Below are 25,339 nucleotides of genomic sequence, written 5' to 3'. Positions count from 1 at the left end.
CAAGCCAATGATCGTTCTCCTCGCCGAGCGAGATCAGTCTAGAACGCCGTCAAACGCACACGCAACTCGGGCCTGAGTGATCGTATTCAATTCGAATGTGACGGCGGCGCTAAATTGCCTTCGAGCAGGTGCGTAACAAGCACCTCTAGAATCAGGTTTTTCATCCACGCTGATCATGGACGAGAAGCAGGATGGTGCTTGCGGAAACGCCCCATAACGGCACAGAAGATCATTGCTCCCAGTTAAGCAATGACTCCTGCAAGGGTTAACTTTCTGGTAAACCTTTTTGCGACCCGAGAAGGTCAAGTCACAGGGGAGAATTCATGAAAACCGCAATTTTTGCTGGCGCATTGGCGCTAGCCGTTTCGGCCAGCCCGGCAGCCGCAGCGACCAACCTGCTGGCAAACGGCAGTTTCGAAAATGGTTTCACGGGCTGGACCGTCAACCTCGGCCCGTTGCCGCAAGGCACCGCGCCCGTCGTGATCAATTACAACCAGGCGTCGAACTATCCGACGGGGGCGTTTGGCGAAGCCATCGGCACCAACAACGTGTCGAGCGCAAGCCCGGATGCGGTCGGTTCGCGCCTGGCTTACTTTTCGTCCGACACCGCCAGCCCCCACACCTTGTCGCAGCTGGTGAACCTCGTCGCGGGCGTCCGCTACGACATCGGGTTCGACTATTATGCGCCGGCCAACGGCATCAGTAATCCGTTCGATGCCACCCTTGGCTTCCTCGTGAACGGCGCTTCGGTCGGCTCGGTGCTCACCGCGGGCAGCCCATCGGGCACTCCGGCCCAGACCTGGCTGAACTTCAGCTCGTCGTTCGTGGCGACCTCCACCGGTGCGCAGAACGTCGCGTTTCGCTTCAATGGCGGCGGCGTGACGGCGGCCGACTTCGGCGTCGACCGTGTCTATGTGACGGCGGCCGTTCCGGAGCCGGGCACCTGGGCCTTGATGCTGATCGGCTTCGGCGCGGTCGGTGCCTCGATGCGTCGTACGCGCCGGGTGAAACCGATCCTGCAAGCCGCGTAAGCCACCACGCCTTGATCTGCCGAAAGGGCGGCATCGACAGCTCGATGCCGCCCTTTCTTTTTATCCTTCGGCTGCGTGCTGCTCGGCCGCCTTCGCTTTCGCCTTGGCCGCCCGCTTTGCCGCCAGCTCACGCCGATGTTCCTCGCGCATCCGCTCCATCAGCTTGGCCAGGCGCGCCGCCGCCTCCGCGGCATTCGATCGCCGCGGCCGTCGGTCGCCGCTCTCCACGCCGAGCGACCGCTCATGCTGCTTCAGAAGATTGAGGATGAAATTGCTATCGAGCCCGGGCAGGCTTGCCGGTGCCACCTCGTCAGGCGTCACCGCCTGCAAACGACGAACCAGTTCGGCGCGCAAGTTCTGGACCCCGGTTTCCTCAGCGACGTGAAAAGCGCTTGCAAAGGCTTCATCGTGCCTAAGCCGATCGTAGATCACGCGTCGGTCGACCCCCGCCGCATCGGCGCTCATCCCGAGGTTGCAGGTCGCCAAAAGTGCGAGAGAAATGTCGCCTGCTGCGCATCGGTGAACAGGTTCGTTCGGTCCGCCATCTTGACCAGCCGTCGTCCCCTGCTTGCCCTGATGGTCATAACCCGCTCCCCGACAGGGTGGCACACTAACCAAATAGGCAAATTGGCAAGGTTTGCGCAGTCCGTCGTGGCGCGCTTCATCCGCGACGAGGCGCGTCAGCGAGTTACCTGCGGTCTCTATGCTGGCATCCGGAAGGCGCGGCATAGCCGAACATCAGCGGCGCTTATCAAGAACGTGGCTTCAACGAAGATGGCCCGGCCTTGCGGCCGAGCCATTTTCGTTTTGTAAGGCAAATGCCTTGGGTCGATCAGGCGACCTGCATCAGCACCTTGGAACGACGGCGGCGCATCGACACGCCGACCCCGCCGAAGCCGAGCAGCATCAGCGCCCAGGTGCCGGGCTCCGGCACCGCGGCGGCGACCGAGGTGATCACGCGGACGTTCTGCAGTGCACCGACGCCCGTATCGACCGGCGCCAGCGTGATGCGGAAACCACCGAAGGTGTCACCATTGGTGCCCGTGATGTTGAAGTAATTCTGACCATTACCGTTCAGCTCCAGCTCGTTGGAAGCAAGAACGGTCAAGCCGTCGGTCGACAACGCCTGAATGAGAACCGTGGTCGACTCGGCAGGCGGCGGAGTGCCGGGGATGCCGGGGAGGTTGAATTCGATGTAGCTGGCGGCAGTGTTGCCGAACAGATCGACGGCCACCGTTCCGGTCAGATTGCTGGGATCCGAACCGTTGTTGATGACAACCGCCTGGCCAGCCGCGTCCGACGCCAGCGATCCACCACCGCCGACTCGGGTGAAGGTCACCGGCGTGTTGGTCTGGTTGGTAGTGCCGGTGATGGTGGTGCCGGTCTGCTGCGTGTTGAACTGGACCGTCTGGCCCTGCGCGGTGTTGCCGCCCGTGCTGATGATGATGGCGGCACTTGCCGGCGTCGCCAGGGTCGCCGCCGCAAGCGCGGCCGCGGCAATGAATGTCTTGCCCATGATGTGATCCCCTACTCAAAACTTGTCCAATGCCAGCGGCGCGACTCACCCAAACCGCGACATTAACTCTTTATTAAACATTTTTTATTCGCGAGTCTAACCCTTAGATGGAGCATTCCTTTATAACATGAGTTACAGATTTCCCAATTCGGGATGGGTGTCGCTATACCCTTTAGAGTGAGGGCGTGCTTCGATGGCGTTCCCGCGGCCATCGAATTCCTCTGGTCTTTCGGTGCCCGTTCACTTTCCGCTGTCCGGTGGCTCTCCGCCCTGACCCCGGCTAAGCGCCGCCCATGCCGACGCTTCCCATCGCTCCCCGTTCGACCCGCGAGGAAGCCGTGGCCACGTTCGCGCTGGCCTGGCCGCTGATCCTCTCCAACCTTGCCGCCAATGCCATTACCACCACCGACGTCCTGCTGCTCGGGCGGCTCGATCCCAAGGCGCTTGCCGCGGCCGCGCTGTCGGTGAACCTCTACAATCTGCTGCTGTTCACCGGGGTCGGCCTTTCGGTCGCCATCTCCCCCATGATTGCCGCCGCGCTCGGGCGGCGGAAAGGCGCGGCACGGGACAGCCGGCGCAGCTTCCGCATGGGGCTGTGGCTGGTCAGTCTCTACGCGCTCGCCGGTACCATTTTGCTGTCCTTCGCCGAGCCCTTGTTTCTCGCGCTCGGTCAGGATCCGGCGCTGAGCCGCTCGGCCGGCAGTTTCATGAATGTGCTGCAATGGGCGCTGTGGCCGACCCTGCTCGGTTTTCTGATGAGGAACCTCCTCACCGCCTTCAATCGCGCTTGGGTGCCGCTGGTGGTGGCGCTGGGCGGCGTCGCGCTGAACGCCTTTCTCAATTACGGCCTGATCTTCGGCCACTTCGGAATGCCGGCGTTCGGTATGCAGGGAAGCGCGCTGGCCACCGTCATCACCAACGTCGCGATGCTTGCGCTGCAGATCCTTGCTGCGGTGCGCTTGCCGCGCCTGCGGATGATGCACCTATTCGGCCATTGGTGGCGGCCCGATTGGGTGCGTTTCCGCGAACTCGCCAGGCTCGGCATTCCGATCAGCCTGACCTGGAGCTTCGAAGTCGGGGTGTTCAGCGCCGCAGTCTATCTGATGGGCCTGATCGACACCACCAGCGTCGCCGCGCACGTCATCGCGCTGCAGCTCGCCGCGCTGATGTTCATGGTGCCCCTGGGCCTTGCGCAGGCGGCGACGGTGCGGGTCGGCTACGGCCACGGCGCGCGTGACCCTCTGTGGGTGACGCGGGCAGGGCGGGTCGCGATCGCGTTCGCGCTGGTCTTCGCGCTCGCTTCGGCGCTGATCATGTGGCTGTTCCCCCGTCCGCTCGCCGCGTTGTTCCTGGACATGAGCAAGCCCGAAAGCGCGGCGGTGCTGGCGCTTGCGGTGCAATTCCTGCTGATCGCCGCCGTGTTTCAGCTGGCCGACGGGGCGCAGGTCGTGGGCGCTTCGATCCTGCGCGGCCTGCACGATACCCGCGTCCCGATGTTCTTTGCCGCCTTCGGTTATTGGGTCGTCGGGATCGGGGTCGGCGCGTGGCTGGCGTTCGAGACCTCATTGCGCGGCCGCGGGATCTGGATCGGACTTGCGCTGGGTCTCGGGATCGTCGCGGTGCTGATGCTGTGGCGCTGGTCGCAACGAGAGAAGCTCGGGCTGGTTCTTGACGCAGGCCACCCCCCGCCACATATGCCCCTCGACGCTGGCACTCTCCCCAAGTGAGTGCCAGCGGAACCATTCATCAAAGCAACTAGCAAAGGGGCTAGCACATGGCTTTCAGGCCGCTTCATGATCGAGTTCTCGTCCGCCGGATCGAGGCCGAGGCAAAGACCGCCGGCGGGATCATCATTCCCGACACCGCCAAGGAAAAGCCGCAAGAAGGCGAAGTCGTCTCGGTCGGCACCGGTGCTCGTAACGACAACGGTCAGGTGACCCCGCTCGAGGTCAAGGCCGGCGACCGCATCCTGTTCGGCAAGTGGTCGGGCACCGAGGTCAAGGTCGACGGCGAAGACCTGATCATAATGAAGGAAAGCGACATTCTCGGCATCGTCGGCTGAGCGTTCGCTTTTCAACAATTTTCCAATTCTCCAAGATCTGAAAGGGTAGCCACATGGCAGCCAAGGACGTGAAATTCAGCCGCGACGCGCGTGCGCGCATTCTGCGCGGCGTCGACATCCTCGCCGACGCGGTCAAGGTGACGCTTGGGCCCAAGGGCCGAAACGTCGTCATCGACAAGAGCTTCGGCGCACCGCGCATCACCAAGGACGGCGTCACCGTCGCCAAGGAGATCGAGCTCAAGGACAAGTTCGAGAACATGGGCGCGCAGATGCTGCGCGAAGTGGCCTCGAAGACCAACGACATCGCCGGCGACGGCACCACCACCGCCACCGTGCTCGCCCAGGCGATCGTTCGCGAAGGCATGAAGTCGGTCGCGGCCGGCATGAATCCGATGGACCTGAAGCGCGGCATCGATCTCGCCGTCGCCAAGGTGGTCGAAGACCTCAAGAGCCGTTCCAAGCCGGTCGCCAACTCGGGCGAAGTCGCCCAGGTCGGCATCATCTCGGCCAACGGCGACCGTGAAGTCGGCGAAAAGATCGCCGAAGCCATGGACAAGGTCGGCAAGGAAGGCGTCATCACCGTCGAGGAGGCCAAGGGTCTCGAGTTCGAGCTGGACGTCGTCGAAGGCATGCAGTTCGACCGCGGCTATCTGTCGCCTTATTTCATCACCAACCCGGAGAAGATGCAGGTCGAGCTCGCCGATCCGTACATCCTGATCCACGAGAAGAAGCTCTCGAACCTGCAGGCGATGCTGCCGATCCTCGAAGCCGTGGTCCAGAGCGGTCGCCCGCTGCTGATCATCGCCGAGGACATCGAAGGCGAAGCGCTGGCGACCCTGGTCGTCAACAAGCTGCGCGGCGGCCTCAAGGTCGCGGCCGTCAAGGCGCCGGGCTTCGGCGATCGCCGCAAGGCGATGCTCGAGGACATCGCGATCCTGACCGGCGGCGAGATGATCTCGGAAGATCTCGGCATCAAGCTCGAGAACGTCACCGTGGGCATGCTCGGCACCGCCAAGCGCGTCACCATCGACAAGGACAACACCACCATCGTCGATGGCGCGGGTGACAAGTCCGGCATCGAAGGCCGCGTCGGTGCGATCCGCCAGCAGATCGAAGTCACCACCAGCGACTATGATCGCGAGAAGCTCCAGGAGCGCCTCGCCAAGCTCGCCGGCGGTGTGGCCGTGATCAAGGTCGGCGGTTCGACCGAGGTCGAGGTGAAGGAGCGCAAGGATCGCGTCGACGACGCCCTCCACGCGACCCGCGCCGCGGTTGAAGAAGGCATCGTCCCCGGCGGCGGTACGGCCCTGCTGTACGCCACCAAGGCGATCGAAGGCCTCAAGGGTCAGAACGACGACCAGACTCGCGGCGTCGATATCATCCGCAAGGCGCTCTACGCGCCGGTCCGTCAGATCGCGTCCAATGCCGGTCATGACGGTGCGGTGATCTCGGGCAAGCTGCTCGACGGTAACGACTCGAACCTCGGCTTCAACGCTCAGACCGACACCTACGAGAACCTGGTTCAGGCCGGCGTGATCGACCCGACCAAGGTCGTCCGCACCGCGCTTCAGGACGCAGCCTCGGTTGCCGGCCTGCTCATCACCACCGAAGCGGCGGTGAGCGAGCTTCCGGACGACAAGCCCGCGGCCGGCGGCATGCCCGGCGGCATGGGCGGCATGGGCGGCATGGACTTCTAAGTCCCGCCATCCAAGCGACGCAAAAGGGAAGGGCCTCGGCATTCATTGCCGGGGCCCTTTTCTTATGCGCTCGGCTCGAAGCTCCCGTCGGGACGCCGCACCCGCCCGCCCTGATGGCCGGCGGTGTCTCGGATCGCAGGCCAGTCCGCCATCCGGTCGGTGCCGAGGTTGAAGCACAACAGCGCGGTCGGCGGATCCGAGCGGCCGGGCGCCGTCGAATGCACGAAATGGTCGCCGAAGATCAGCGCTTCGCCTTCGCGATACTCATAGGATCGCGTCTCGCCCGTCAGTGTCTTGAATTTAAGTCCGAAGCCTGCGGTCGGCGGCGGCCCGACCGGGGTCAGGAGAGTGAAAGCCTGATTGCCGGTATCTTTCCAATCGAGATGGAAATCCTCTTTCGCACATTCGCTGCGGACGACGACAAAGCCCTGATACAGTCGGATGGCCCGGTCGACCGCGACATACTCCGCCACGTGCCGGGCGACGTCCAGCGCGTCGAACGCGGACTGGAAGCGCGCAAAAGTCGCTTCGTCCCCGGCCGAGATCCACCGGATATCGCTTTCCCACGCGGGCCGGGCGACATGATAGCCGGCAGGGAGGACGGGGTCCGCAAGATCGGCAAAGCTCTTCGCCACCGCCGGGTCAACCGCTACTCGCATCACATTGGGGGCGAGCCAGTCGGAATCCAGAAAATGCCTCACCATGATGTTGTGAACCGGTGCAGGCTTCGGCGCCAGTCCTGTTGCGGACGGTCGAAACCATTCGATCCGGACCGATCCACAATGCGCCCTTAACCATTGTCGGTATGACGGCGCTAAACGGCATCTCCTAACTGGCCGCCATGCTGCATCAGCCCATCGCGATTCCCACGGCCAGCCGGGCTGAAGTCATTGCTGCGTTCAGCCACGCGCTCGACCTCACCGAAGGACAGCCGGCCGGCCATTGTATCCGCACCTGCTGGATCGGGATGCAGGTGGGCCGCGCGATCGGTCTGTCCGATGCCGACCTCGGCGATCTCTACTACGCCTTGCTGCTCAAGGACCTCGGCTGCAGCAGCAATGCCGCCCGGATCTGCGAACTCTATGAAGCCGACGATCGCGCTTTCAAGGCCGGTTACAAAACGGTCGGCACCAGCCTCGCCTCGACCCTGCATTTCGTGTTCAGCAGGACCGCCAAGGGCGGCTCGTTGCGCCAGCGGGCGCGCGCGATCGGCAACATCTTGCTTAACGGCGATGCGATCGCGCAGGACCTGATCGTCTCGCGCTGCACCCGCGGCGCGGACATCGCCCGCACCCTCCGCTTTAGCGACGCGGTGTGCGACGCGATCTATCATCTCGACGAGCATTGGAATGGCTCCGGGCGGCCGGGGCGGTTGCAAGGGGAAGCGATCCCGCTCCTGTCGCGGATCGCCCTGATGGCGCAAGTCGCCGACGTCTTTCATTCCCATGCTGGGCGGGAAGCAGCCGCTGACGAAGTGAGGCGTCGCAGCGGCGACTGGTTCGATCCCGCGCTGGTGGACGCTTTTCTTGCCGTGAGCGCGTCACCAACCTTCTGGCAAGTTCTCTCATCACCCACGATCGAGGGCCGCGTTGTCCGCCTCGCACCCCATTGTTCCGATCGCCCGCTCGATGGCGCCTATCTCGATTCGATCGCGGACGCGTTCGGCCAGGTGATCGATGCCAAGAGCCCGTTTACGGCCGGCCATTCGAAGCGCGTCGGCGATTTGAGCGCGCGAATGGCGACCGCCTTCGACATGACCGCCGACGAGGTCCGCTGGCTCCGCCGCGCCGCGGTGCTGCACGATGTCGGCAAGCTTGGCGTGTCGAGCGCGATCCTCGAAAAACCGGGCGGCCTCGACGATCGCGAATGGGCGGAGATGCGAGACCACGCCACCCACACCCGCGCGATCCTCGGTCGCATCGGCGCGTTCTCGGATCTGGCGGATATCGCCGCGGCGCATCACGAGCGGCTCGATGGATGCGGCTATCCGCTCGGACTGCCCGGCGCGGCAATCAGTCGTCACACGCGAATCATCACCACCTGCGACTTCTACGACGCGCTGGTTTCCGACCGGCCCTATCGGGGCGCCCTTCCCGTCGACGAAGCACTTCGCATCATGTCCGACGCCAGTGGCACCGCGATCGATCCGGAATGCCTCGCTGTGCTGAAAGCCAGCGTCGATCGAACCTGAACTCGGCGCTCAATAAGAAAGGGCCGCCCGGTTTCCCGGACGGCCCTCCCTTGATGCCTTGTCAGGCGTCGTAGGTCTTACTGACCAGCGACGTTGTCCTGGCCGTTGGCGACGTCTTCAGCGGCGTTCTCGATCGAGTTGCCGGCGTTAGACAGGCTGTTGCCAGCGGCGTCGAGAGCGTTGTCGGCAGCGGCGCCGAGGTTCTCGGTGCCGGCGATCGCCGAGTTGGTGTCAGCCGCAGCTTCGGTCTCGATGGTGTTCTCGGTCGAGACGGCGTTGTCCGGAGCATTGTCCTGGCAAGCAGCGACGGTGAGACCCAGAACCGCGACGGCGGCGAGTGCGATCTTCTTCATATCGGTTTCCATCCCTATGTTTTCGGGCGCTTCCCTCCCTTGAGACGAGGTCGGCTACCCAAGCGACCCGCCCATATTTGGGTCAAGCCAGCGCGCGGATTTAGGTGAGGCGAGGCCGCAGCGCAATTCTCTTTTGCGACGAACCGTTTTTGCGCGGGGATCTCGCACATCGGCGCTTGTAGATATAAAGATATCTTTATATCGTTAAGTCATGACCATTACGCTTCCCCTGGCCGACCTGTTTCAGGCGCTGGCCGATCCCAGTCGGTTGCGCCTCCTCGCTTTGCTGCAGGAGATGGAGCTGACGGTGGGCGAGCTTGCGCAGGTGCTGGCGCAAAGCCAGCCGCGGGTTAGCCGGCACCTCAAGATCCTTGCCGACGCGCGGCTGATCGAACGGCGCAAGGAAGGGAGCTGGGTGTTCCTCCAGCTTGGTGAGCCGGCGCTGGTCGAGGCGCTGGTCGGGCTGTGGGACGCGGTCGCCGATCCCGTCACCACCCGCCAGTTTTCCGCCGACCGGGCGCGCCTGGCCGCGGTTCGGGCCGACCGGGCCGAGGCCGCGGCGCGCTATTTCGCGGCTCACGCGGCGCAATGGGACGAGATCCGCTCGCTCCATGTCGCCGACGCGCAGGTCGAGGACGCGATCCGCGAGGCGCTTGGCGACGGTCCGATCGGACAATTGGTCGACATCGGCACCGGCACCGGGCGGATGATCGAACTGTTCGGCCAGGCCGCCACCCGCAGCATCGGCATCGACCGTTCGACCGAAATGCTGCGGCTGGCCCGGGTCAAGCTCGAGGAAGCGGGGATCGATGCCGTCTCGCTCCGCCAGGGCGACATGTACGCGCTGCCGCTGCCCGACGGCGAGGCCGACGTCGTGCTGCTCCACCAGGTGCTGCACTACGCGCAGTCGCCCGCCGCCGCGATCGTCGAAGGCGCCCGGCTGCTGCGTCCGGGCGGCCGGCTGCTGATCATCGATTTCGCGCCGCACGAACGCGAGGAATTGCGCGATACCGCCCAGCACGCGCGGTTGGGCTTTGCCGACGACGCCGTGCTCGGCTGGCTCGGCGCCGCCGGGCTCGACGGCAAGGTCGTCCGCCATCTCGAAGGCGGGGAGCTGACCGTCACTCTATGGGCCGGCGTTCGTCCGCCCCGCCTCGATCAGGAAAGGAAGGCCGCATGAGCAGCGCCCCCATGCCCGCCATTGCGCCCGTGCCGTTTCCCGCCGCCGAGCCGCCGCCGCTGTTCGCGCATGCTCGCGGCGATATCGACGTCAGCTTCGAATTCTTCCCGCCCAAGACCGATCCGATGAACGAGACGCTGTGGCGCTCGATCAAGATGCTCGAGCCGCTATGCCCGCGCTTTGTCTCGGTCACCTACGGCGCGGGCGGTTCGACCCGCGAACGGACTCACCAGACCGTGTCTCGGATCGTTCGTGAAACCAGCCTTCCCGCGGCGGCGCATCTCACCTGCGTCGATGCCAGCAGGGCCGAGATCGACGAAATCGCACGCGCCTATTGGGACGCCGGGGTGCGCCACATCGTCGCGCTGCGCGGCGATCCGCCCGAAGAGGGCCGCGACTATGCGCCGCATCCGCAAGGCTATGCCAATGCCGCCGACCTCGTCGTGGGCCTGACGAGGATTGCGCCGTTCGAGATCAGCGTCGCCTGCTATCCCGAGGTTCACCCGCAGGCCGATTGTCCCGACAGCGACCTTGATAATCTGAAGCGCAAGATCGACGCCGGGGCGACGCGCGCGATCAGCCAATTCTTCTTTTCTGCCGACAACTTCTTCCGCTTCCGCGATCGTGCGGCGGCAGCGGGCATCGATGCGGAGATCGTGCCCGGTATCCTACCCGTGTCGAACGTCGCCCAGACCCGCAAGTTTGCCGGCCTGTGCGGCGCGGCCATCCCGGCGTGGATGGACCGAATGTTCGAGGGCCTCGACGCGCTTCCTGCGGCGCGTCAGCTGATCGCCGCCACCGTCGCGGCCGAACTGTGCGGTCAGCTCTACGCTGGTGGCATCCGCCATTTCCATTTCTACACCCTCAACCGGGCCGAACTCGCTTATGCCATCTGTCACCTGCTCGGCGTCCGCGCGCCGTGCGAAGCCGCCGAGGCCATCAAATGAGCGCGCGTGAGGCCCTGCGCGATGCGGCCGCGCAGCGTATCCTGATCATCGACGGCGCCTTCGGGACCGAGATCCAGAATTGCGGCCTTTCCGAAGCCGATTATGCCGGCACGCTCGGCCTCGGCCATGATCAGAAAGGCAATAACGACATTCTGGCGCTGACCCGCCCGGACGTCCCTGAAGCGATCCACCGCGCCTATTTCGAAGCCGGCGCGGACATCGCCGAAACCAACACCTTCTCGGCCAACCGCATCAGCCAGGCCGATTACGGCGCCGAGCATCTGGTCCGCGAGATCAACCTCGAAAGCGCCCGCATCGCCCGCCGCGTCGCCGACGAGTTTCAGGCCCGCGACGGCCGCCGCCGTTTCGTCTCGGGCGCGATCGGACCGACCAACAAGACCCTGTCCTTATCGCCCGACGTCAACGACCCCGGCTTCCGTGAGATCGACTTCGACCACCTGAAGGACGTCTACCGCGAGCAGATCGATGCGCTGGTTGAAGGCGGCGTCGACTTCATCCTGATCGAAACGATCTTCGACACGCTGAACGCCAAGGCCGGGATCAAGGCAGCGCTGGAAGCGGGCGAGGCGCTCGGCCGCGACCTGCCGATCATGCTGTCGATGACCATCACCGATCTTTCCGGCCGCAACCTGTCGGGCCACACGGTGGAAGCCTTCTGGCACGCCGTTCGCCACGCCCGGCCGGTGACCATTGGGCTGAACTGCTCGTTCGGTGCCGAGCAGCTTCGCCCGCATGTCCGCACGCTCGCAGACAGCTGCGACGCACTGGTGATGATCTACCCCAATGCCGGCCTGCCCAACGATCTCGGCGCTTATGACGAACTGCCCGAAACCACCGCCAGCCTCGTCGGCGAATGGGCGAAGAGCGGCCAGGTCAACATCCTCGGCGGCTGCTGCGGCTCCACCCCGGCGCACATCCGCGCCATCGCCGACTTCGTGCGCGATCTTCCCCCGCGTGCCCTCCCGCAAGTACCTGTGAAGACCCGGCTCGCCGGTCTCGAACCGATGGTGATCGCCGCGTGAATGCCGTTTCTTCCGGGTCGTCCTTCGTCAACATCGGCGAGCGGACCAATGTCACCGGCTCGGCCAAGTTCAAGAAACTGATCCTCGCGGGCGATTACGACGCCGCGGTCGAGGTCGCGCGCGACCAGGTCGAGAATGGCGCGCAGGTGATCGACGTCAACATGGACGAGGCGCTGCTCGACGGCGAACTGGCCATGACGACCTTTTTGAAGCGCATCGCCGCCGAACCCGACATCGCCCGCGTGCCGGTGATGATCGACAGCTCCAAATGGAGCGTGATCGAAGCGGGCCTGAAGTGCGTGTCGGGCAAGCCGATCGTCAATTCGATCAGCATGAAGGAAGGCGAGGAGCCGTTCCTCGTCCAGGCCCGCGCCTGCATGGCCTATGGCGCCGCGGTCGTGGTCATGGCCTTCGACGAGGTCGGCCAGGCCGACACCGCCGCCCGCAAGATCGAGATCTGTGAGCGCGCCTACAAGCTCCTCACCGGGATCGGCTTTCCGCCCGAAGACATCATCTTCGACCCCAACGTATTTGCCGTCGCGACCGGGATCGAAGAGCACAACCGCTACGCCATCGACTTCATCGAGGCGCTGCGCGAGATCAAGCGCCGCTGCCCGCACGTCCACTTCTCGGGCGGGCTGTCGAACCTGTCGTTCAGTTTCCGCGGCAACGAGCCGGTGCGCCGCGCGATGCACTCGGTGTTCCTGTATCATGCCATTCCCGCCGGGCTCGACATGGCGATCGTCAACGCCGGCCAGCTCGACGTCTATGACGCGATCGATCCCGAGCTGCGCGACGCCTGCGAGGACGTCATTTTCGACCGCCGCCCGGACTCGACCGAGCGACTGATCACGCTGGCCGAGCGCTTTCGCGGCACCGATGCCGCCGTCGAGGTGCGTGAAGCGGCGTGGCGCAGCTGGCCCGTCCGCGAACGCCTCGCCCATGCATTGGTCAAGGGCATTGACGCGCACGTCGTCGACGACACGGAGGAAGCCCGCCACACCGTCAAGCGCCCGATCGAGGTGATCGAAGGGCCGCTGATGGACGGCATGAACATCGTCGGCGACCTGTTCGGGTCGGGCAAGATGTTCCTGCCGCAGGTGGTCAAGTCCGCCCGCGTGATGAAGAAAGCGGTTGCTCACCTGCTCCCCTTCATCGAGGCCGAAAAGGTGCCGGGCGAGACTGCCGGCAAGGGCAAGGTCGTGATGGCCACCGTCAAGGGCGACGTCCACGACATCGGCAAGAACATCGTCGGCGTGGTGCTGCAGTGCAACGGCTTCGAAGTGATCGATCTCGGCGTGATGACGCCCTGGCCCAAGATCCTCGAAGCGGCGAACGAGAATGGCGCCGACATCATCGGCCTCAGCGGCCTCATCACCCCTTCGCTCGACGAGATGGTGACCGTCGCCGAGGAGATGGAGCGCGCCGGCATGACCCGCCCGCTGCTGATCGGCGGCGCGACCACCAGCCGCGCCCACACCGCGCTGCGCATCGCGCCGAAGTACTCTGGCCCGGTGATTCACGTCTTGGACGCCAGCCGCGCGGTGGGCGTCGCGGGATCGCTGGTCAGCGACGGCCCGCAACGCCAGGAACTGATCGGCCGTACGGCCAGCGACTATCAGCAGCTGCGCGAACAGCGCGAGGGCAGGGGACAGAGCGATCTCGCTCCCCTCGCCGAGGCCCGCGCCAACCACTTCGACGGCGCTGCCGCTGGCCCTAGCCCCAAGCCGCTGCGCTCCGGCATTCATCGCTTCGATAGGTGGAGCCTCGCCGATCTCCGCCAAGTCATCGACTGGACGCCCTTCTTCCGCGCGTGGGAGCTACACGGCAATTATCCCGCGATCCTCGACGATGCGGTGGTCGGCAAGGAAGCGCGCAGCCTGTTCCACGATGCCGAGGCGATGCTCGACCAGATCATCGAAGGAAACTGGCTCACCGCCAAGGGCACGGTCGGCCTGTGGCCCGCGCACCGCGAGGGCGACGACATCGTTGCCGCGGACAAACGCCTGCCCATGCTCCGACAGCAGGTCCGCAAGCGCGAGGGCCGGCCCAACATGTGCCTCGCCGATTTCATTGCCGAGGAAAACGACTGGCTCGGCGGTTTCGCGGTAGCGATTCACGGGATCGAGCCGCATCTCGAGCGCTTCCAGGCAGACAAGGACGATTACAGCGACATCATGCTGAAATCGCTCGCCGACCGCTTGGCCGAGGCCTTTGCCGAGCGGCTGCACCAGCATGTTCGGACCGAGCTGTGGGGCTATGCGCCCGACGAAAACCTCTCGAACGAAGACCTCATCAAGGAACGCTATCGCGGCATTCGGCCGGCGCCCGGCTATCCCGCCTGCCCGGAACATAGCCTGAAGCCCCTGCTGTTGGAGCTGCTCGGCGGCGAGGCGGCGGGGATCCGGCTGACCGAAAGCTTCGCCATGCTGCCGGCCTCGGCGGTGTCGGGATTTTACTTTGCCCATCCGGACAGCGCTTATTTCGGCGTGGCGCGGATCGGGCAGGACCAGCTCGAGGATTATGCCGAGCGGCGCGGGGTCGACATCGACACCGCCGCCCGCTGGCTGCGGCCCAACCTCGACTGACTTGTCGTCATTGCGAGCGAAGCGAAGCAATCCAGCTACGGCCAAGTGGATTGCTTCGCCTGTGGCTCGCAATGACGTAAGGGGCAGCCGAATGCTCCGTTTCCTCACGTTCGTCCTCGCCCTGATCCTCGCCGTTCCCGCCGCCGCCCAGCTCGGCAGCGGGCAGCGGCACATGGGCATCGCCCTGGTCGCCGAAGGGCCCGCGGCACCGGGGCAGGAAGTCGAACTCGCGCTGGTCATGACCCCTGAAGAGGGCTGGCACGGCTATTGGGAGAACCCGGGCGACGCGGGCAAGCCGATGAGCGTGGCGTGGCAGTTTCCGCAAGGCGCCGCCGCCGGCCCGCTGCGCTATCCGGTCCCGACCAGGCTGGTGGTGGCGGATCTGATGAACCATGTGTTCAAGGGCCCCTATGCCGTTCTCGTGCGCCTCAAGGTGCCGAAAAATGCCAGCGGAACGCTGCCGATCCGCGCCAGCCTGGATTACCTCGTCTGCACCGACACGGTGTGCGTCCCCGAACGAGGGAAGGTCGCGCTTGACCTGCCCGTTGGCAGCGGTCCGACCGACCCCCGCTTCGATGAATGGCGGGCGAAGCTACCCCAGCCGCTTGGGTCTGCGGCCAGCTATGCCGTCGCCGGCGACAAACTACAGGTCGCGATCCCGCTGCCCGAGAGTGTCACGGTCACCGCGCCCTATTTGTACGCCATCACCGGCGAGGCGATCCGCTATGCCGACGCGCAGACCTTTCGCCGCACCGCCGACCGCCTGATTGCCGAGCTCCCCCTCGACGCGGCGCCGTCAGGACGCTTCGAGGGCGTCATCGACCTCGGCACCGGTCGCGCCCTTCGCTTCGCTGCGGCGCCCGGCCCGGTGCCCGAGGATGGAAGCGCGGTGGGCGGCGGCGAAACCTGGCGGCTGCTCCTGTTCGCCTTTTTCGGTGCGGTGGTGGGCGGCCTGATCCTCAACCTCATGCCCTGCGTGTTCCCGATCCTGGCGCTGAAAGCCCTGGCACTCGCCCGCGCCGGCGGCGAGGAGCGCGAGGCGCGGGCCGACGCGCTCGGCTATACCGCCGGCGCGATCGTCGGGACGGGGGTGCTGGGCGCCGCGCTGCTCGCCCTGCGCGCCGGCGGAAGCGCCGCCGGCTGGGCCTTCCAGTTGCAGGACCCGCGGACGACCCTGCTGCTGTTCCTGCTCGCGATCGCGATCACCTTAAACCTGCTCGGCCTTTTCAAGCTTCCCGTGCTCGGCGGCGATAGCAATCCGCGTGGCGGCTTCGCGACGGGCGCGCTGGCCGCCTTTGTCGCGACGCCCTGCGCCGGGCCGTTCATGGGCGCGGCACTCGGCACCGCCCTGCTGCTTCCGGCGGCAGGCGCGCTGCTGGTGTTCGCCGGCCTCGGGCTCGGCCTCGCCTTGCCGTTCCTCCTCCTCGCCTTCGTCCCCTCGCTGCGAAGGCGCTTGCCCAGACCCGGGCCGTGGATGATGCGGCTTCAGCGCATCCTCGCGGTGCCGATGGCGCTGTCGGCGCTCGCCGCGTTGTGGCTGTTGTGGCGGCAGGGCGGGGCGAGCGGGCTGCTGCTTGGCCTCGTCTCCGGCGCGGTGCTCGGTCTCGCGCTACTGATGGCCGGACGCCGGCAGGGGAGGGGCGAGCCCGCCCTCGCCGCGCCGATCGTCGCCCTGCTGCTGCTGGTCGCCGTGCCCCTGTTCGGGATCGGCCGGGGCGAAATGGCGGTCACGCAGCGCGGCAATAGCGGCGAAGCGTGGAGCGAGGCCAAGGTCGCCGCCGCCCGCGCCGCCGGTCGCCCGGTATTCGTTTATTTCACCGCCGACTGGTGCTTGAGCTGCAAGGTCAACGAAGCCAGCACCATCGACCGCGAATCGGTCCGCGACGCGCTCAAGGCCGCAAACGCCGAGGTGCTGGTGGCCGACTGGACCAATGCCGACCCGGCGATCACCCGATTTCTCGACAGCCGCGGCCGCGGCGCGATCCCGCTCTACCTGTGGTACGCGCCGGGCGCCGCCGAGCCCGAGGAACTGCCGCAGGTGCTGACCCCAGCCATGCTGATCGAGCGAGCGGGCGCCGTTAAACGCTGATCAGCCGCGTTCAGGCGTCACGCTCGGCGTCTTTTCCCACACCTTCTGCCCGGCGATCCACGTTTCCAGCACTTGCGTGCGCGCCAGATCATGCGCCGACGCCGCCGCCGGATCGCGGTCGACCAGAATGAAGTCGGCCTGCTGCCCGACATCGAGCCCGCCCATTGCCCCCTCGGCAAAGCTCGCCCAGGCCGCATCGCGGGTGAAGCCGGCGAGCGCCTGAGCCAGGCTCAGCCGCTCCTGCGGTCGCCACCCACCCGCCGGCTGATCGTCCATCCCCTGCCGGCTGATCGCCGCGGCTAGGCCGGGGAAGGGGTTGGGGTCCTCGACCGGGAAGTCGGATCCCAGCGGCAAGCGTACGCCGGTCTGGGCCAGCGTCTGCCAGGCGTACGCCCCGCCAAGACGCTGCGGCCCGAGCCGTGCTTCGGCCATCAGCCGGTCGCTGGTCTGGTGCACCGGCTGCATCGAGGGGACGACCTTGCCCGCCGCGAAGCGATTCAAGTCCGGCACGTCGACGATCTGCGCATGCTCGACCCGGCAGCGCTTGTCGCCCGTGCCGCAGCCGATCGCCGCGAACCCACCGAGCACCATGTCGTTCGCAGCATCGCCGATCGCATGCACCGCGACCTGGAAACCGCTACGCACCGCGATCCCGCCCTGTTCGCGCAGCTGAGCCGGGGTCAGCAGCGGCAGCCCGCGGGTGTGCGGCGCATCGTGATACGGTGCCTTGAGCCACGCCCCGCGCGAGCCGAGCGCGCCATCGGCATAAAGCTTGACGCCCGCGAACCACAGCCGGTCGCCGAACTGCGAACCCCGCCGCGCGATCCGCTGCAAGTTGGCCAGCTCCGCGCTGCCCGCGGCATAGGAGAAGATCCGCAGCTTCTGCCGGCCCGCGCCATAGGCCTCGACCATCGCATTCCAGTCGGCGACGCTGGTGCCCATGTCGGCGACGGCGGTCAGCCCGCGTGACAGCAAGGCTTCCTGCCCGCGCCTTAGCGCTTCGGCCCGCATTGCCGCGGTGGGGGCAGGGACATGGGCATCGACCAGCGCGGTCGCCGCATCGACGAACAGACCGTTCCGGATTTCGCCACCGGTCGGCGCCCTGGTTGCTGCCGTTACACCCGCCGCCCGCAGCGCCGCGCTGTTGCCGACCGAGGCGTGGCCATCGACCCGCTCCAGCCACACCGGCCGGTCCTTCACCACCGCGTCGAGATCGGCGCTGGTGGGAAAGCGCTTGTCGGCCCACAATTCCTGGTTCCAGCCGCGCCCGGTGATCCACGGCCGGTCGGGGTTCGCCGCCGCATAATCGCGCAGCCGCCTCTGCAATTCGGCAAGGCTGCGCGTGCCGGTGAGGTCGAGCTGCCCGAGCGCCAGGCCGTAGCCCATCACATGGCCGTGCGAGTCGATGAGGCCCGGCATCAGCACCTTGCCCTCGCCGTTCAGCACCCGCGTCCCGGATGGCAGCCTGAACATCTCGCCGTGCAACACGCGCTTCACCTTGCCGTCCTCGCCCACCAGCAGCCCGGTAAAGCGCTCAATCTTGCGGTCGGCCGTGACCCGCACGCCTTTCACATTGGTGACGAGGAGATCGGCGGCGGTGGCCGGCGCGGCGGCGAGGAGGAGGGCGGCGGCGCCCGGCAGAAGCATCTTCATAAGCACGGCCTAGCATTGTCGGCGCGCGAGGGAAGGGCTAGCGCTGGCCCTCGCATGACACCGCCCGATATCAACGACATCCGCACCGCCGCCGAGCGTATCGCCGGCGCCGTGGTCCGCACCCCGTTCCTTAAGAGCCGCACGCTGTCCGAGATCATCGGCGCGGAGGTCTGGCTGAAGTTCGAGAACCTGCAGTTCACCGCCGCCTACAAGGAGCGCGGCGCCCTCAATAAATTGCTGCAACTGACCGACGACGAGCGGGCCCGCGGGGTGATCGCGGCGAGCGCCGGCAACCACGCGCAGGCGGTCGCCTACCACGGCCGCCGATTAGGCATCCCGGTCGTCATCGTCATGCCGACCTCGACCCCGCTGATGAAGGTCGCGCAGACCGAGGAACATGGCGCGCGCGTGGTGCTGCACGGCGACCGTTTCGACGATGCCTACGCCCGCGCCCGCGAGATCGAAGCGGCCGAGGGTCTGGTCTTCGTTCACCCGTTCGACGATCCCGCCATCGTCGCCGGCACCGGCACAATCGCGATCGAAATGCTGGAGGCCGAGCCGGAGCTCGACACGCTGGTCGTGCCGATCGGCGGCGGCGGCCTGATCAGCGGCATGGCGATCGCCGCCCGGTCGCTCAAACCCGGCATCGAGATCGTCGGGGTCGAGGCCGAGCTATACCCCTCGATGAAGAATGTCGTCGAAGGCGGCGCGGGGGCGATCGGCGGCGACACGTTGGCCGAAGGCATTGCGGTCAAGGAGCCGGGCACGCTCACCCGCGCGATCATCAAGGACCATGTCGATCGGATCGAACTGGTCTCCGAACGCGACCTCGAACATGCCGTGGCGCTGCTGGTCGCGATCGAGAAGACCGTGGTCGAAGGAGCGGGCGCCGCCGGCCTTGCTCACCTGCTCGGCGCGCCCGATGCCTACAAGGGGCGCAAGATCGGCACCGTGCTGTGCGGCGGCAATATCGACACCCACTTGCTCGCCAACGTGCTGATCCGCGAGCTGGTCCGCTGCGGCCGGATCGCGCGGCTTCGAATCGGAGCGCAGGATCGTCCCGGCGCGCTCGCCGCGATCACCGCCTGTTTTCACGAAGGCGGGGTCAACATCATCGAAACCAACCACCAGCGCATCTTTTCCAAGCTGCCGGCCAAGGACACGGTGATCGAAGTCGAATGCGAAGCCCGCGACGCCGAGGCGATCGAGGCGCTGGTCCAGCGGCTCGAAGGCAAGGGCTTCGAGGTTACGCGCGCGGCGCTCGACTAGGCGTTCAGGCCGCGCCCTCGCGCTCGCAGATCGCGATCTGAAGCAGCATCGCGCCCGTCGCGAGAAAGCTGAGCGCGAGGATCCATGAAAAGCTGGCGACGAGATCGCTGGTCGTCCCGAACAGGGCGACGATGATACTGGCGAGCGGCAGCCCGAGCACCAGGATCGCCGCCAGCGCAAGGTCGGTCGCGGCGGCCAGCCCGGTCCAGCGCCGGACCGTCGATCCGCTCGCCTGAAGGGTGGCGGCCACCAGAAGCGCGACGCGCAGCACCAGCCAGAAGGTCATCACCGTGAGATTGGGAAGAAAGCGCGTTTCTTCCCGCGCCAGGAACAGCGTACCCGCGGCCATCGTCACCAGCCCGGCAAGGGTCGCGGGCAGCCGCGCCGCGCGCCGTCCGGTCGCGGCGATCACTTCGAGCAGACCGGCGATCAGCAACAATTCGCCGACGATCAACGCGCCGCTCGAAGCCCCCACTTCGGGTAGCAGCAAGGCGCCCAGCGCCAGCACCAGGATCAGGCCGCCGCAAAGTGCCGTCATTCGAGCGCGGCGTTGGTCGGGAGTGGCGGTCATCTCGGCGGTGTAACAGCTTTACGGCAGGGGCGGGAGGGCTGTCGCCATCCGCGTCCGCGTCCGCGTCCGCGTCCCGGTGTCGTTGTCGCCAAGCTCGTACAATCGGAAAAAGCTGTCAGTCCGGCGAGAATGATTTGTTTGGGTGCTTCATCGCCCACAGCTAGGAGAGGATCACGAATCTCAAACACTACTCGCGAGGAGCCAACACCCATGGACGCAAAGACCGGCGAACTTTCCGGCGGCTGCCCTTATCAGGCAAGCAAGGCGCGCTCGCTGCTCGGGCGGCAGAACAAGGATTGGTGGCCTGAAGCGCTACCGGTCGACATGCTGCATCAGAACGGCGCCTCGCCCGACCCGCTCGGCTCCGACTTCGATTATGCCGAGGCGTTCAACGCCCTCGACTATACCGCGCTCAAGAATGATCTCACCGCGCTGATGACCGACAGCAAGCCGTGGTGGCCGGCCGATTATGGCCACTACGGTCCGTTCATGATCCGCATGGCCTGGCATGCCGCCGGCACCTATCGCGTCACCGACGGCCGTGGCGGCGCCAACAGCGGTCAGCAGCGCTTCGAACCGCTCAACAGCTGGCCCGACAACGGCAATCTCGACAAGGCCCGCCGCCTGCTGTGGCCGATCAAGCAGAAGTACGGCAAGAACATCAGCTGGGCCGACCTGTTCATCCTCGCCGGCAACGTGGCGATCGAAAGCATGGGCGGGCCGGTGTTCGGCTTCGCCGGCGGCCGCCGCGACGTCTTCCAGAGTGAGGGCGACACCTTCTGGGGTACCGAGGAGCTGTGGGTCGACCAGGGCGCCGAAACCCGCATCACCGACGAAGCGACCGACCTCGAAGGGCCGCTGGCGGCGATCCAGATGGGCCTCATCTACGTCAATCCGGAAGGCCCGGGCGGCAACCCCGACCCGCTGCAGTCGGCGCGCGACATGCGGGCGACCTTCAGCCGCATGGCGATGAACAGCGAGGAAACCGTTGCGCTGACCGCCGGCGGCCACGCTTTCGGCAAGGCGCATGGCGCCAAGCCTTCGGAGCGGTTCGGCAAGAACCCGGCGTCGGAAAGCGTTCACCTGCAGGGGCTCGGCTGGCTGACCGATGAGGGAGACATCGGCAAGGGCCACATCACCACCAGCGGCATCGAGGGCAGCTGGTCGAACAACCCGACCAAGTGGACCGGCGACTATTTCCGCCTGCTGTTCAAGTACGACTACGAACTGGTCGAAAGCCCGGCCGGTGCCAAGCAGTGGCAGCCGGTCAATCCCGATCCCGAAGACATGGCCCCCGACGCGCGTGATCCCAGCAAGCGCGTTCCGACCATGATGACGACCGCCGACATGGCGCTGAAGATGGACCCGGAATTCCGTGCCATCTCCGAGCGTTTCCGCGACGATCAGGCGGCGCTCGACGATGCCTTCGCCCGCGCCTGGTTCAAGCTGACCCATCGCGACATGGGTCCGAAGGTTCGCTACATCGGCCCGGAAGTACCGGAAGAGACTCTGATCTGGCAGGATCCGGTGCCCGAAGGCCGCGAACCTGCCAAGGCGGAGACCGAGCGCTTCGGCAAGGCAATCCTCGAATCGGGCCTTACCATCGGGCAGCTGGTCAAGACCGCCTGGGCGTCGGCCTCGACCTATCGCCGGTCGGATCATCGCGGCGGCGCCAATGGCGCGCGCATCCGTCTCGACCCGCAGGTCAATTGGGAGGTCAATGAGCCCGAAGAGCTCAAGACCATCCTCGCCAAGATCGACGAATTGCGCGGTGAGCTCAGCATGGCCGATGCCATCGTGCTCGCCGGCTCGGTCGCGGTTGAAAAGGCGGCGCGCGATGCCGGCTTCAATGTTACCGTGCCCTTCTCCGGCGGCCGCGGCGATGCGACGCAGGAGTGGACCGATGTCGACAGCTTCAAGTGGATGGAGCCGCAGTCCGACGGCTTCCGCAACTATCTGAAGACCCGCCAGCCGGTCCGCACGGAAGAGCTGCTGCTCGACCGCGCTGCCTTGCTGGGCCTGTCGGCGCCCGAAATGACCGCGCTGGTCGGCGGCCTGCGCGTGCTCGGCGCCAATCACGGCGACCGGCCGGAAGGCGTGTTCACCGACCGCAAGGGTCAGCTGACCAACGACTTCTTCGTCAACCTGCTCGACAACGACACCTTCTGGGAACTGGTCGATTCGTCGAGCGACGAGGAATTCATCGGCTTCACCCGCGCCGGCAAGACGCCGAAGTGGAAGGCCACCCGGACCGACCTCATCTTCGGCTCCAACTCGCAGCTTCGCGCCACCGCCGAAGTCTATGCCGAGACGGGCAATGAAGAGCTGTTCGTGCAGCACTTCATCAAGGCCTGGAACAAGGTCATGAACGCCGACCGCTTCGACCTGCTGCCGGCCCGTCAGGTGTCCGCCGATCAAGCGGGCGACGCGTCCTACGTAGGCGTGTAATTAAAACGTCGTCCCGGCGTAGGCCGGGACCTCAGGCGAGCATTAGCGCTCCATTTCCTGAGGTCCCGGCCTGCGCCGGGACGACGCTTGCTAGCGCAGCCTTCTGAGCTCCGCCGCCAGCAGCCGGAACTCCGGCTCGCGCGCGCTTCCCTTGCGCCAGATCAGCGCAATCTCGCGCCGCGCGTCGTCCGACTTGAGCGGCCGCGCCTCGACGCTGGTGCCGTCCAATAGCCCGGCATCGACCGCCATCTGCGGCACCAACGTGATTCCGAGCTTGTTGTCGACCATCTGCACGAGGGTGTGGAGGCTCGTCCCCAGCATCATCGCCGAGACGCGCAGGTCGGGCCGATTGCACGCCGCCAGCGCATGATCCTTGAGGCAATGGCCGTCCTCCAGCAGCAGCATCCGGCTGGCGGTGATCTCGTCGGGCCTGACGTCGTCGCCAGTGACTTCGCCTTCGGCCGACGCGACCAGCAGGCGATCTTCGAACAGCACCTCGTGATCGATCTCGCCGCAGTCGAACGGCAGCGCCAGCAGCGCGCAATCGACCGCGCCCCGCGCCAGGCCGTCGCAGGCTGCGCCGCTCGGTTCCTCGCGCAGGAACAGCTTGAGGCTGGGATGCTCGGCGCGGAGGCGGGGGAGGAGGGGCGGCAAGAGAAACGGCGCGATGGTCGGGATCACCGCCATGCGAAGCTCGCCGGTAAGCGGCTCGCGTTCGGCCTCGGCCATCTCGGCCAATTCCTCCGCTGCACGAAGCACCAGCCGCGCCTTGGTCACGATCCGCTCGCCCAGCGGCGTGAACCGCATCACCCGGCGCGAACGCTCCACCAGAGTCGACCCGAGCAGAGTCTCCAACTCGCGCAGCGAAGCCGATAGTGTCGACTGGGTGATGAAGCAGCTTTCGGCGGCGCGCCCGAAATGCTCATGGTCGTGGAGCGCGACCAGATATTGCAACTGCCGAAGGGTGGGAAGAAATGTGCTCATTGGCCCAATCGATCAATGACACCGCCTTAAGTCATTTGATTGTTGAAAGCCAAGCACCCATATCCAAGGCAACGGAGCGGTGCGGTTCCCCCCTCGGACCGCTTCGGGCCGCCGCTGCTTGAGATTGTTTCGGTCTCCCCCTTGGACCAACGTTTCGCGGCGGCGGCCAGCCTTTTCCCTTATCAGTCGCGTAGAGGACTACCGGCCAGCGCTTCGATGGTCGTCGCCGCCACCTCGCGAATCGCCCCGCGATCGAGACCGCAGGCGCGCGCCACCTCTTCGCCCGCCAGGCTGTCGCCGATCGCCAGCAGAGTCAGCGCGAGCGTCATGCGGTCGACCGGGCGTGGATCGCCAAGCGCGCGCATGGTGCGGATGATCCGCTCGATCACCGCTACCACCGGCTCCAGCGCCTCGCGCTGGCGGGTCAGCGCGACCCAGCCGATCAGTTCCCCCGCGCCCTCGCGGCGGAAGGCTTCGAACATGGCATCGACCACATCGCGCTCGGTCGCCTGACCGGCGCGGCGTTGCTGGATCACGCCTTCAATTGAGGCCGCGACGGTTTGCGCGATATCCTCGGCCAGCGCGCGTTGCAGGCCGGCGGCAGTGCCGAAGTGATGCAGGAGGTTGGCATGGGTCCGACCGACCTTTTTCGCCACCGCCTGCAATGTCACCGCGGCCGCGCCTTCCGTCTGCAGCAAGGCGCGCGCGGCGGCCATGGCCGCGCTTCGGCTTTCGGAAGGCGACACCCGTTTGCGGATCAGGGGACTTATTGACATTCTTGTAAGCAGATACCAGTTGTGACGCCGCAAAGGAGTGGAGATTGTTGATGGGCGTGGCAAGTCTCGAGCGTGTTTCGGTGACCCCGACCGACCTCACCATCACCCCGCGCGACCGCCGTTTCGGCCGTGCGGACAAGACCCCGCGCTGGTGGCTCAACAATTCGCCCTACGAAACCGCGCTCTACAACGCGCTGTCCGCGACCTTTCCCAAGGGCGAAACCTATTTCATCGAAAGCATCCGCGCCTTCCTGCACGCCGCCGATGACAAGCTGGCGGGCGAAATCCGCGCCTTCACCACGCAGGAAGTGATCCACAGCCGCGAGCATGTCGCCTTCAACCGCCGCGCGGTCGACGCGGGCTACGATCTCGCCCCGCTCGAACAGACGGTGCAGGAGAGCCTCGACCTGCTGAAGGGGCGCCCGCCGATCCTCGACCTCGCCGCGACCATGGCGCTGGAGCATTTCACCGCCATCATCGCGCACGAACTGCTCGCCAACCCGCGCCATCTCGCGAACGCCGATCAGGCCACCGCGGACCTCTGGCGCTGGCATGCGGTGGAAGAGATCGAGCACAAGGGCGTCGCCTACGACACCTGGCTTGCCGCGACCAAGGACTGGACGCGGTTCAAGCGCTGGAAGGTGAAAAGCATCCTGATGCTGCTCGTCACCCGCAACTTCGTCCAGCACCGCACGCAAGGGGTGCTCGAACTGCTGCGGCAGGATGGCATTACCGGCCTTCGCGCCTTGGCCGGCGCGCTGTGGGTGATGTGGGGCAAGCCCGGTATCTTCCGCAAGGTCGGCGCGGCGTGGCTGAGCTATTTCCTGCCCCGCTTCCACCCGTGGAACAAGGACGATCGCAAGCTGATCGCCGGCTGGGACGCGACCTACGATTACCGGCAGGAGCCGCCCGCCCGGAAGGTGCGGCGGGCGGCCTGACGG

Annotated in this window: 21 protein-coding genes; 13 read left to right on the top strand and 8 right to left on the bottom strand. The window is 66.1% G+C overall.

The window, feature by feature from the left end; all coding sequences use genetic code 11:
* The first annotated feature begins 323 nt into the window (after positions 1 to 323).
* The gene (locus V6R86_RS00565; protein ID WP_338501147.1) at positions 324 to 1,031 is read left to right on the top strand and encodes a PEPxxWA-CTERM sorting domain-containing protein; all 708 of its coding nucleotides are present in this window, start codon (positions 324 to 326) and stop codon (positions 1,029 to 1,031) included.
* A 60-nt stretch (positions 1,032 to 1,091) separates the two neighbouring features.
* Here the strand turns inward: V6R86_RS00565 and V6R86_RS00560 are convergent, their stop codons facing one another.
* A complete protein-coding gene (locus tag V6R86_RS00560; RefSeq protein WP_338501145.1) occupies positions 1,092 to 1,760 on the bottom strand; it encodes a hypothetical protein in 669 nt (222 codons plus the stop codon).
* 103 nt (positions 1,761 to 1,863) lie between these two features.
* Positions 1,864 to 2,547: a PEPxxWA-CTERM sorting domain-containing protein gene (locus V6R86_RS00555; protein ID WP_338501144.1), complete on the bottom strand. Its 684-nt coding sequence runs from the start codon at positions 2,545 to 2,547 to the stop codon at positions 1,864 to 1,866.
* Between the two features lie 293 nt (positions 2,548 to 2,840).
* Here V6R86_RS00555 and V6R86_RS00550 point away from each other — a divergent pair, with 293 nt between their 5' ends.
* Genes V6R86_RS00550 through groL form a run of 3 tightly spaced genes read left to right on the top strand, consistent with a single transcriptional unit; the run spans position 2,841 to position 6,306 of the window.
* The gene (locus V6R86_RS00550; RefSeq protein ID WP_338501143.1) at positions 2,841 to 4,274 is read left to right on the top strand and encodes an MATE family efflux transporter; all 1,434 of its coding nucleotides are present in this window, start codon (positions 2,841 to 2,843) and stop codon (positions 4,272 to 4,274) included.
* A gap of 47 nt (positions 4,275 to 4,321) precedes the next feature.
* Complete coding sequence (gene groES / locus V6R86_RS00545) at positions 4,322 to 4,609, top strand: co-chaperone GroES (RefSeq protein ID WP_338501142.1); 288 nt, start codon at positions 4,322 to 4,324, stop codon at positions 4,607 to 4,609.
* A 53-nt stretch (positions 4,610 to 4,662) separates the two neighbouring features.
* Positions 4,663 to 6,306, top strand: a complete 1,644-nt coding sequence (gene groL, locus V6R86_RS00540) for a chaperonin GroEL (RefSeq protein WP_338501141.1) — start codon at positions 4,663 to 4,665, stop codon at positions 6,304 to 6,306.
* 62 nt (positions 6,307 to 6,368) lie between these two features.
* Here groL and V6R86_RS00535 read toward each other — a convergent pair whose 3' ends face one another.
* A complete protein-coding gene (locus tag V6R86_RS00535) occupies positions 6,369 to 7,007 on the bottom strand; it encodes a hypothetical protein (RefSeq protein ID WP_338501140.1) in 639 nt (212 codons plus the stop codon).
* 140 nt (positions 7,008 to 7,147) lie between these two features.
* On the opposite strand from V6R86_RS00535, the gene V6R86_RS00530 reads away from it, so the two are divergent.
* Positions 7,148 to 8,497, top strand: a complete 1,350-nt coding sequence (locus tag V6R86_RS00530; protein WP_338501139.1) for an HD-GYP domain-containing protein — start codon at positions 7,148 to 7,150, stop codon at positions 8,495 to 8,497.
* Positions 8,498 to 8,574: 77 nt separating this feature from the next.
* Here V6R86_RS00530 and V6R86_RS00525 read toward each other — a convergent pair whose 3' ends face one another.
* Positions 8,575 to 8,850 carry a hypothetical protein gene (locus V6R86_RS00525; RefSeq protein WP_338501138.1) on the bottom strand — a complete coding sequence of 92 codons (276 nt, stop codon included), beginning with the start codon at positions 8,848 to 8,850 and terminating at the stop codon, positions 8,575 to 8,577.
* Between the two features lie 211 nt (positions 8,851 to 9,061).
* On the opposite strand from V6R86_RS00525, the gene V6R86_RS00520 reads away from it, so the two are divergent.
* The 5 genes from V6R86_RS00520 (at position 9,062) to V6R86_RS00500 (ending at position 16,697) form a co-directional block, all read left to right on the top strand.
* Positions 9,062 to 10,030 carry a metalloregulator ArsR/SmtB family transcription factor gene (locus tag V6R86_RS00520; RefSeq protein WP_338501136.1) on the top strand — a complete coding sequence of 323 codons (969 nt, stop codon included), beginning with the start codon at positions 9,062 to 9,064 and terminating at the stop codon, positions 10,028 to 10,030.
* On the top strand, positions 10,027 to 10,977 hold the full coding sequence (gene metF / locus V6R86_RS00515; protein WP_338501134.1) for a methylenetetrahydrofolate reductase [NAD(P)H]: 951 nt from the start codon (positions 10,027 to 10,029) through the stop codon (positions 10,975 to 10,977). Before V6R86_RS00520 ends, metF begins: the two co-directional genes overlap by 4 nt.
* A complete protein-coding gene (locus tag V6R86_RS00510; protein ID WP_338501132.1) occupies positions 10,974 to 12,020 on the top strand; it encodes a homocysteine S-methyltransferase family protein in 1,047 nt (348 codons plus the stop codon). Before metF ends, V6R86_RS00510 begins: the two co-directional genes overlap by 4 nt.
* Positions 12,017 to 14,608 (top strand): methionine synthase, encoded by a 2,592-nt coding sequence (metH, locus tag V6R86_RS00505; protein WP_338501131.1) that lies wholly within the window; start codon positions 12,017 to 12,019, stop codon positions 14,606 to 14,608. Before V6R86_RS00510 ends, metH begins: the two co-directional genes overlap by 4 nt.
* A 91-nt stretch (positions 14,609 to 14,699) precedes the next feature.
* Complete coding sequence (locus tag V6R86_RS00500; RefSeq protein WP_338501130.1) at positions 14,700 to 16,697, top strand: protein-disulfide reductase DsbD domain-containing protein; 1,998 nt, start codon at positions 14,700 to 14,702, stop codon at positions 16,695 to 16,697.
* Here the strand turns inward: V6R86_RS00500 and V6R86_RS00495 are convergent, their stop codons facing one another.
* Positions 16,698 to 18,350, bottom strand: coding sequence for an amidohydrolase (locus V6R86_RS00495; RefSeq protein ID WP_338501129.1), 1,653 nt, complete (start codon positions 18,348 to 18,350; stop codon positions 16,698 to 16,700).
* 54 nt (positions 18,351 to 18,404) lie between these two features.
* On the opposite strand from V6R86_RS00495, the gene V6R86_RS00490 reads away from it, so the two are divergent.
* A complete protein-coding gene (locus V6R86_RS00490; RefSeq protein ID WP_338501128.1) occupies positions 18,405 to 19,619 on the top strand; it encodes a threonine ammonia-lyase in 1,215 nt (404 codons plus the stop codon).
* Positions 19,620 to 19,623: 4 nt separating this feature from the next.
* Here the strand turns inward: V6R86_RS00490 and V6R86_RS00485 are convergent, their stop codons facing one another.
* Entirely contained in the window at positions 19,624 to 20,190 is a 567-nt protein-coding gene (locus V6R86_RS00485) for a hypothetical protein (RefSeq protein WP_338501127.1), read from the bottom strand.
* Positions 20,191 to 20,400: 210 nt separating this feature from the next.
* Here V6R86_RS00485 and katG point away from each other — a divergent pair, with 210 nt between their 5' ends.
* Positions 20,401 to 22,638: a catalase/peroxidase HPI gene (gene katG, locus V6R86_RS00480; RefSeq protein ID WP_338501126.1), complete on the top strand. Its 2,238-nt coding sequence runs from the start codon at positions 20,401 to 20,403 to the stop codon at positions 22,636 to 22,638.
* Positions 22,639 to 22,728: 90 nt separating this feature from the next.
* On the opposite strand, the gene V6R86_RS00475 is transcribed toward katG, so the two are convergent.
* Complete coding sequence (locus tag V6R86_RS00475) at positions 22,729 to 23,622, bottom strand: hydrogen peroxide-inducible genes activator (protein WP_338501124.1); 894 nt, start codon at positions 23,620 to 23,622, stop codon at positions 22,729 to 22,731.
* Between the two features lie 182 nt (positions 23,623 to 23,804).
* A complete protein-coding gene (locus V6R86_RS00470; protein ID WP_338501123.1) occupies positions 23,805 to 24,338 on the bottom strand; it encodes a TetR/AcrR family transcriptional regulator in 534 nt (177 codons plus the stop codon).
* 110 nt (positions 24,339 to 24,448) lie between these two features.
* Here V6R86_RS00470 and V6R86_RS00465 point away from each other — a divergent pair, with 110 nt between their 5' ends.
* A complete protein-coding gene (locus tag V6R86_RS00465; protein ID WP_338505346.1) occupies positions 24,449 to 25,336 on the top strand; it encodes a metal-dependent hydrolase in 888 nt (295 codons plus the stop codon).
* The last annotated feature ends 3 nt before the right edge of the window (positions 25,337 to 25,339 follow it).

It is taken from the genome of Sphingomonas kaistensis, assembly GCF_036884275.1.
GTDB classification, from domain to species: Bacteria; Pseudomonadota; Alphaproteobacteria; order Sphingomonadales; family Sphingomonadaceae; genus Sphingomicrobium; species Sphingomicrobium kaistense_A.
Note: the sequence above shows the minus strand (reverse complement) of the source record. Positions and strands in the feature narration are given on the sequence as shown.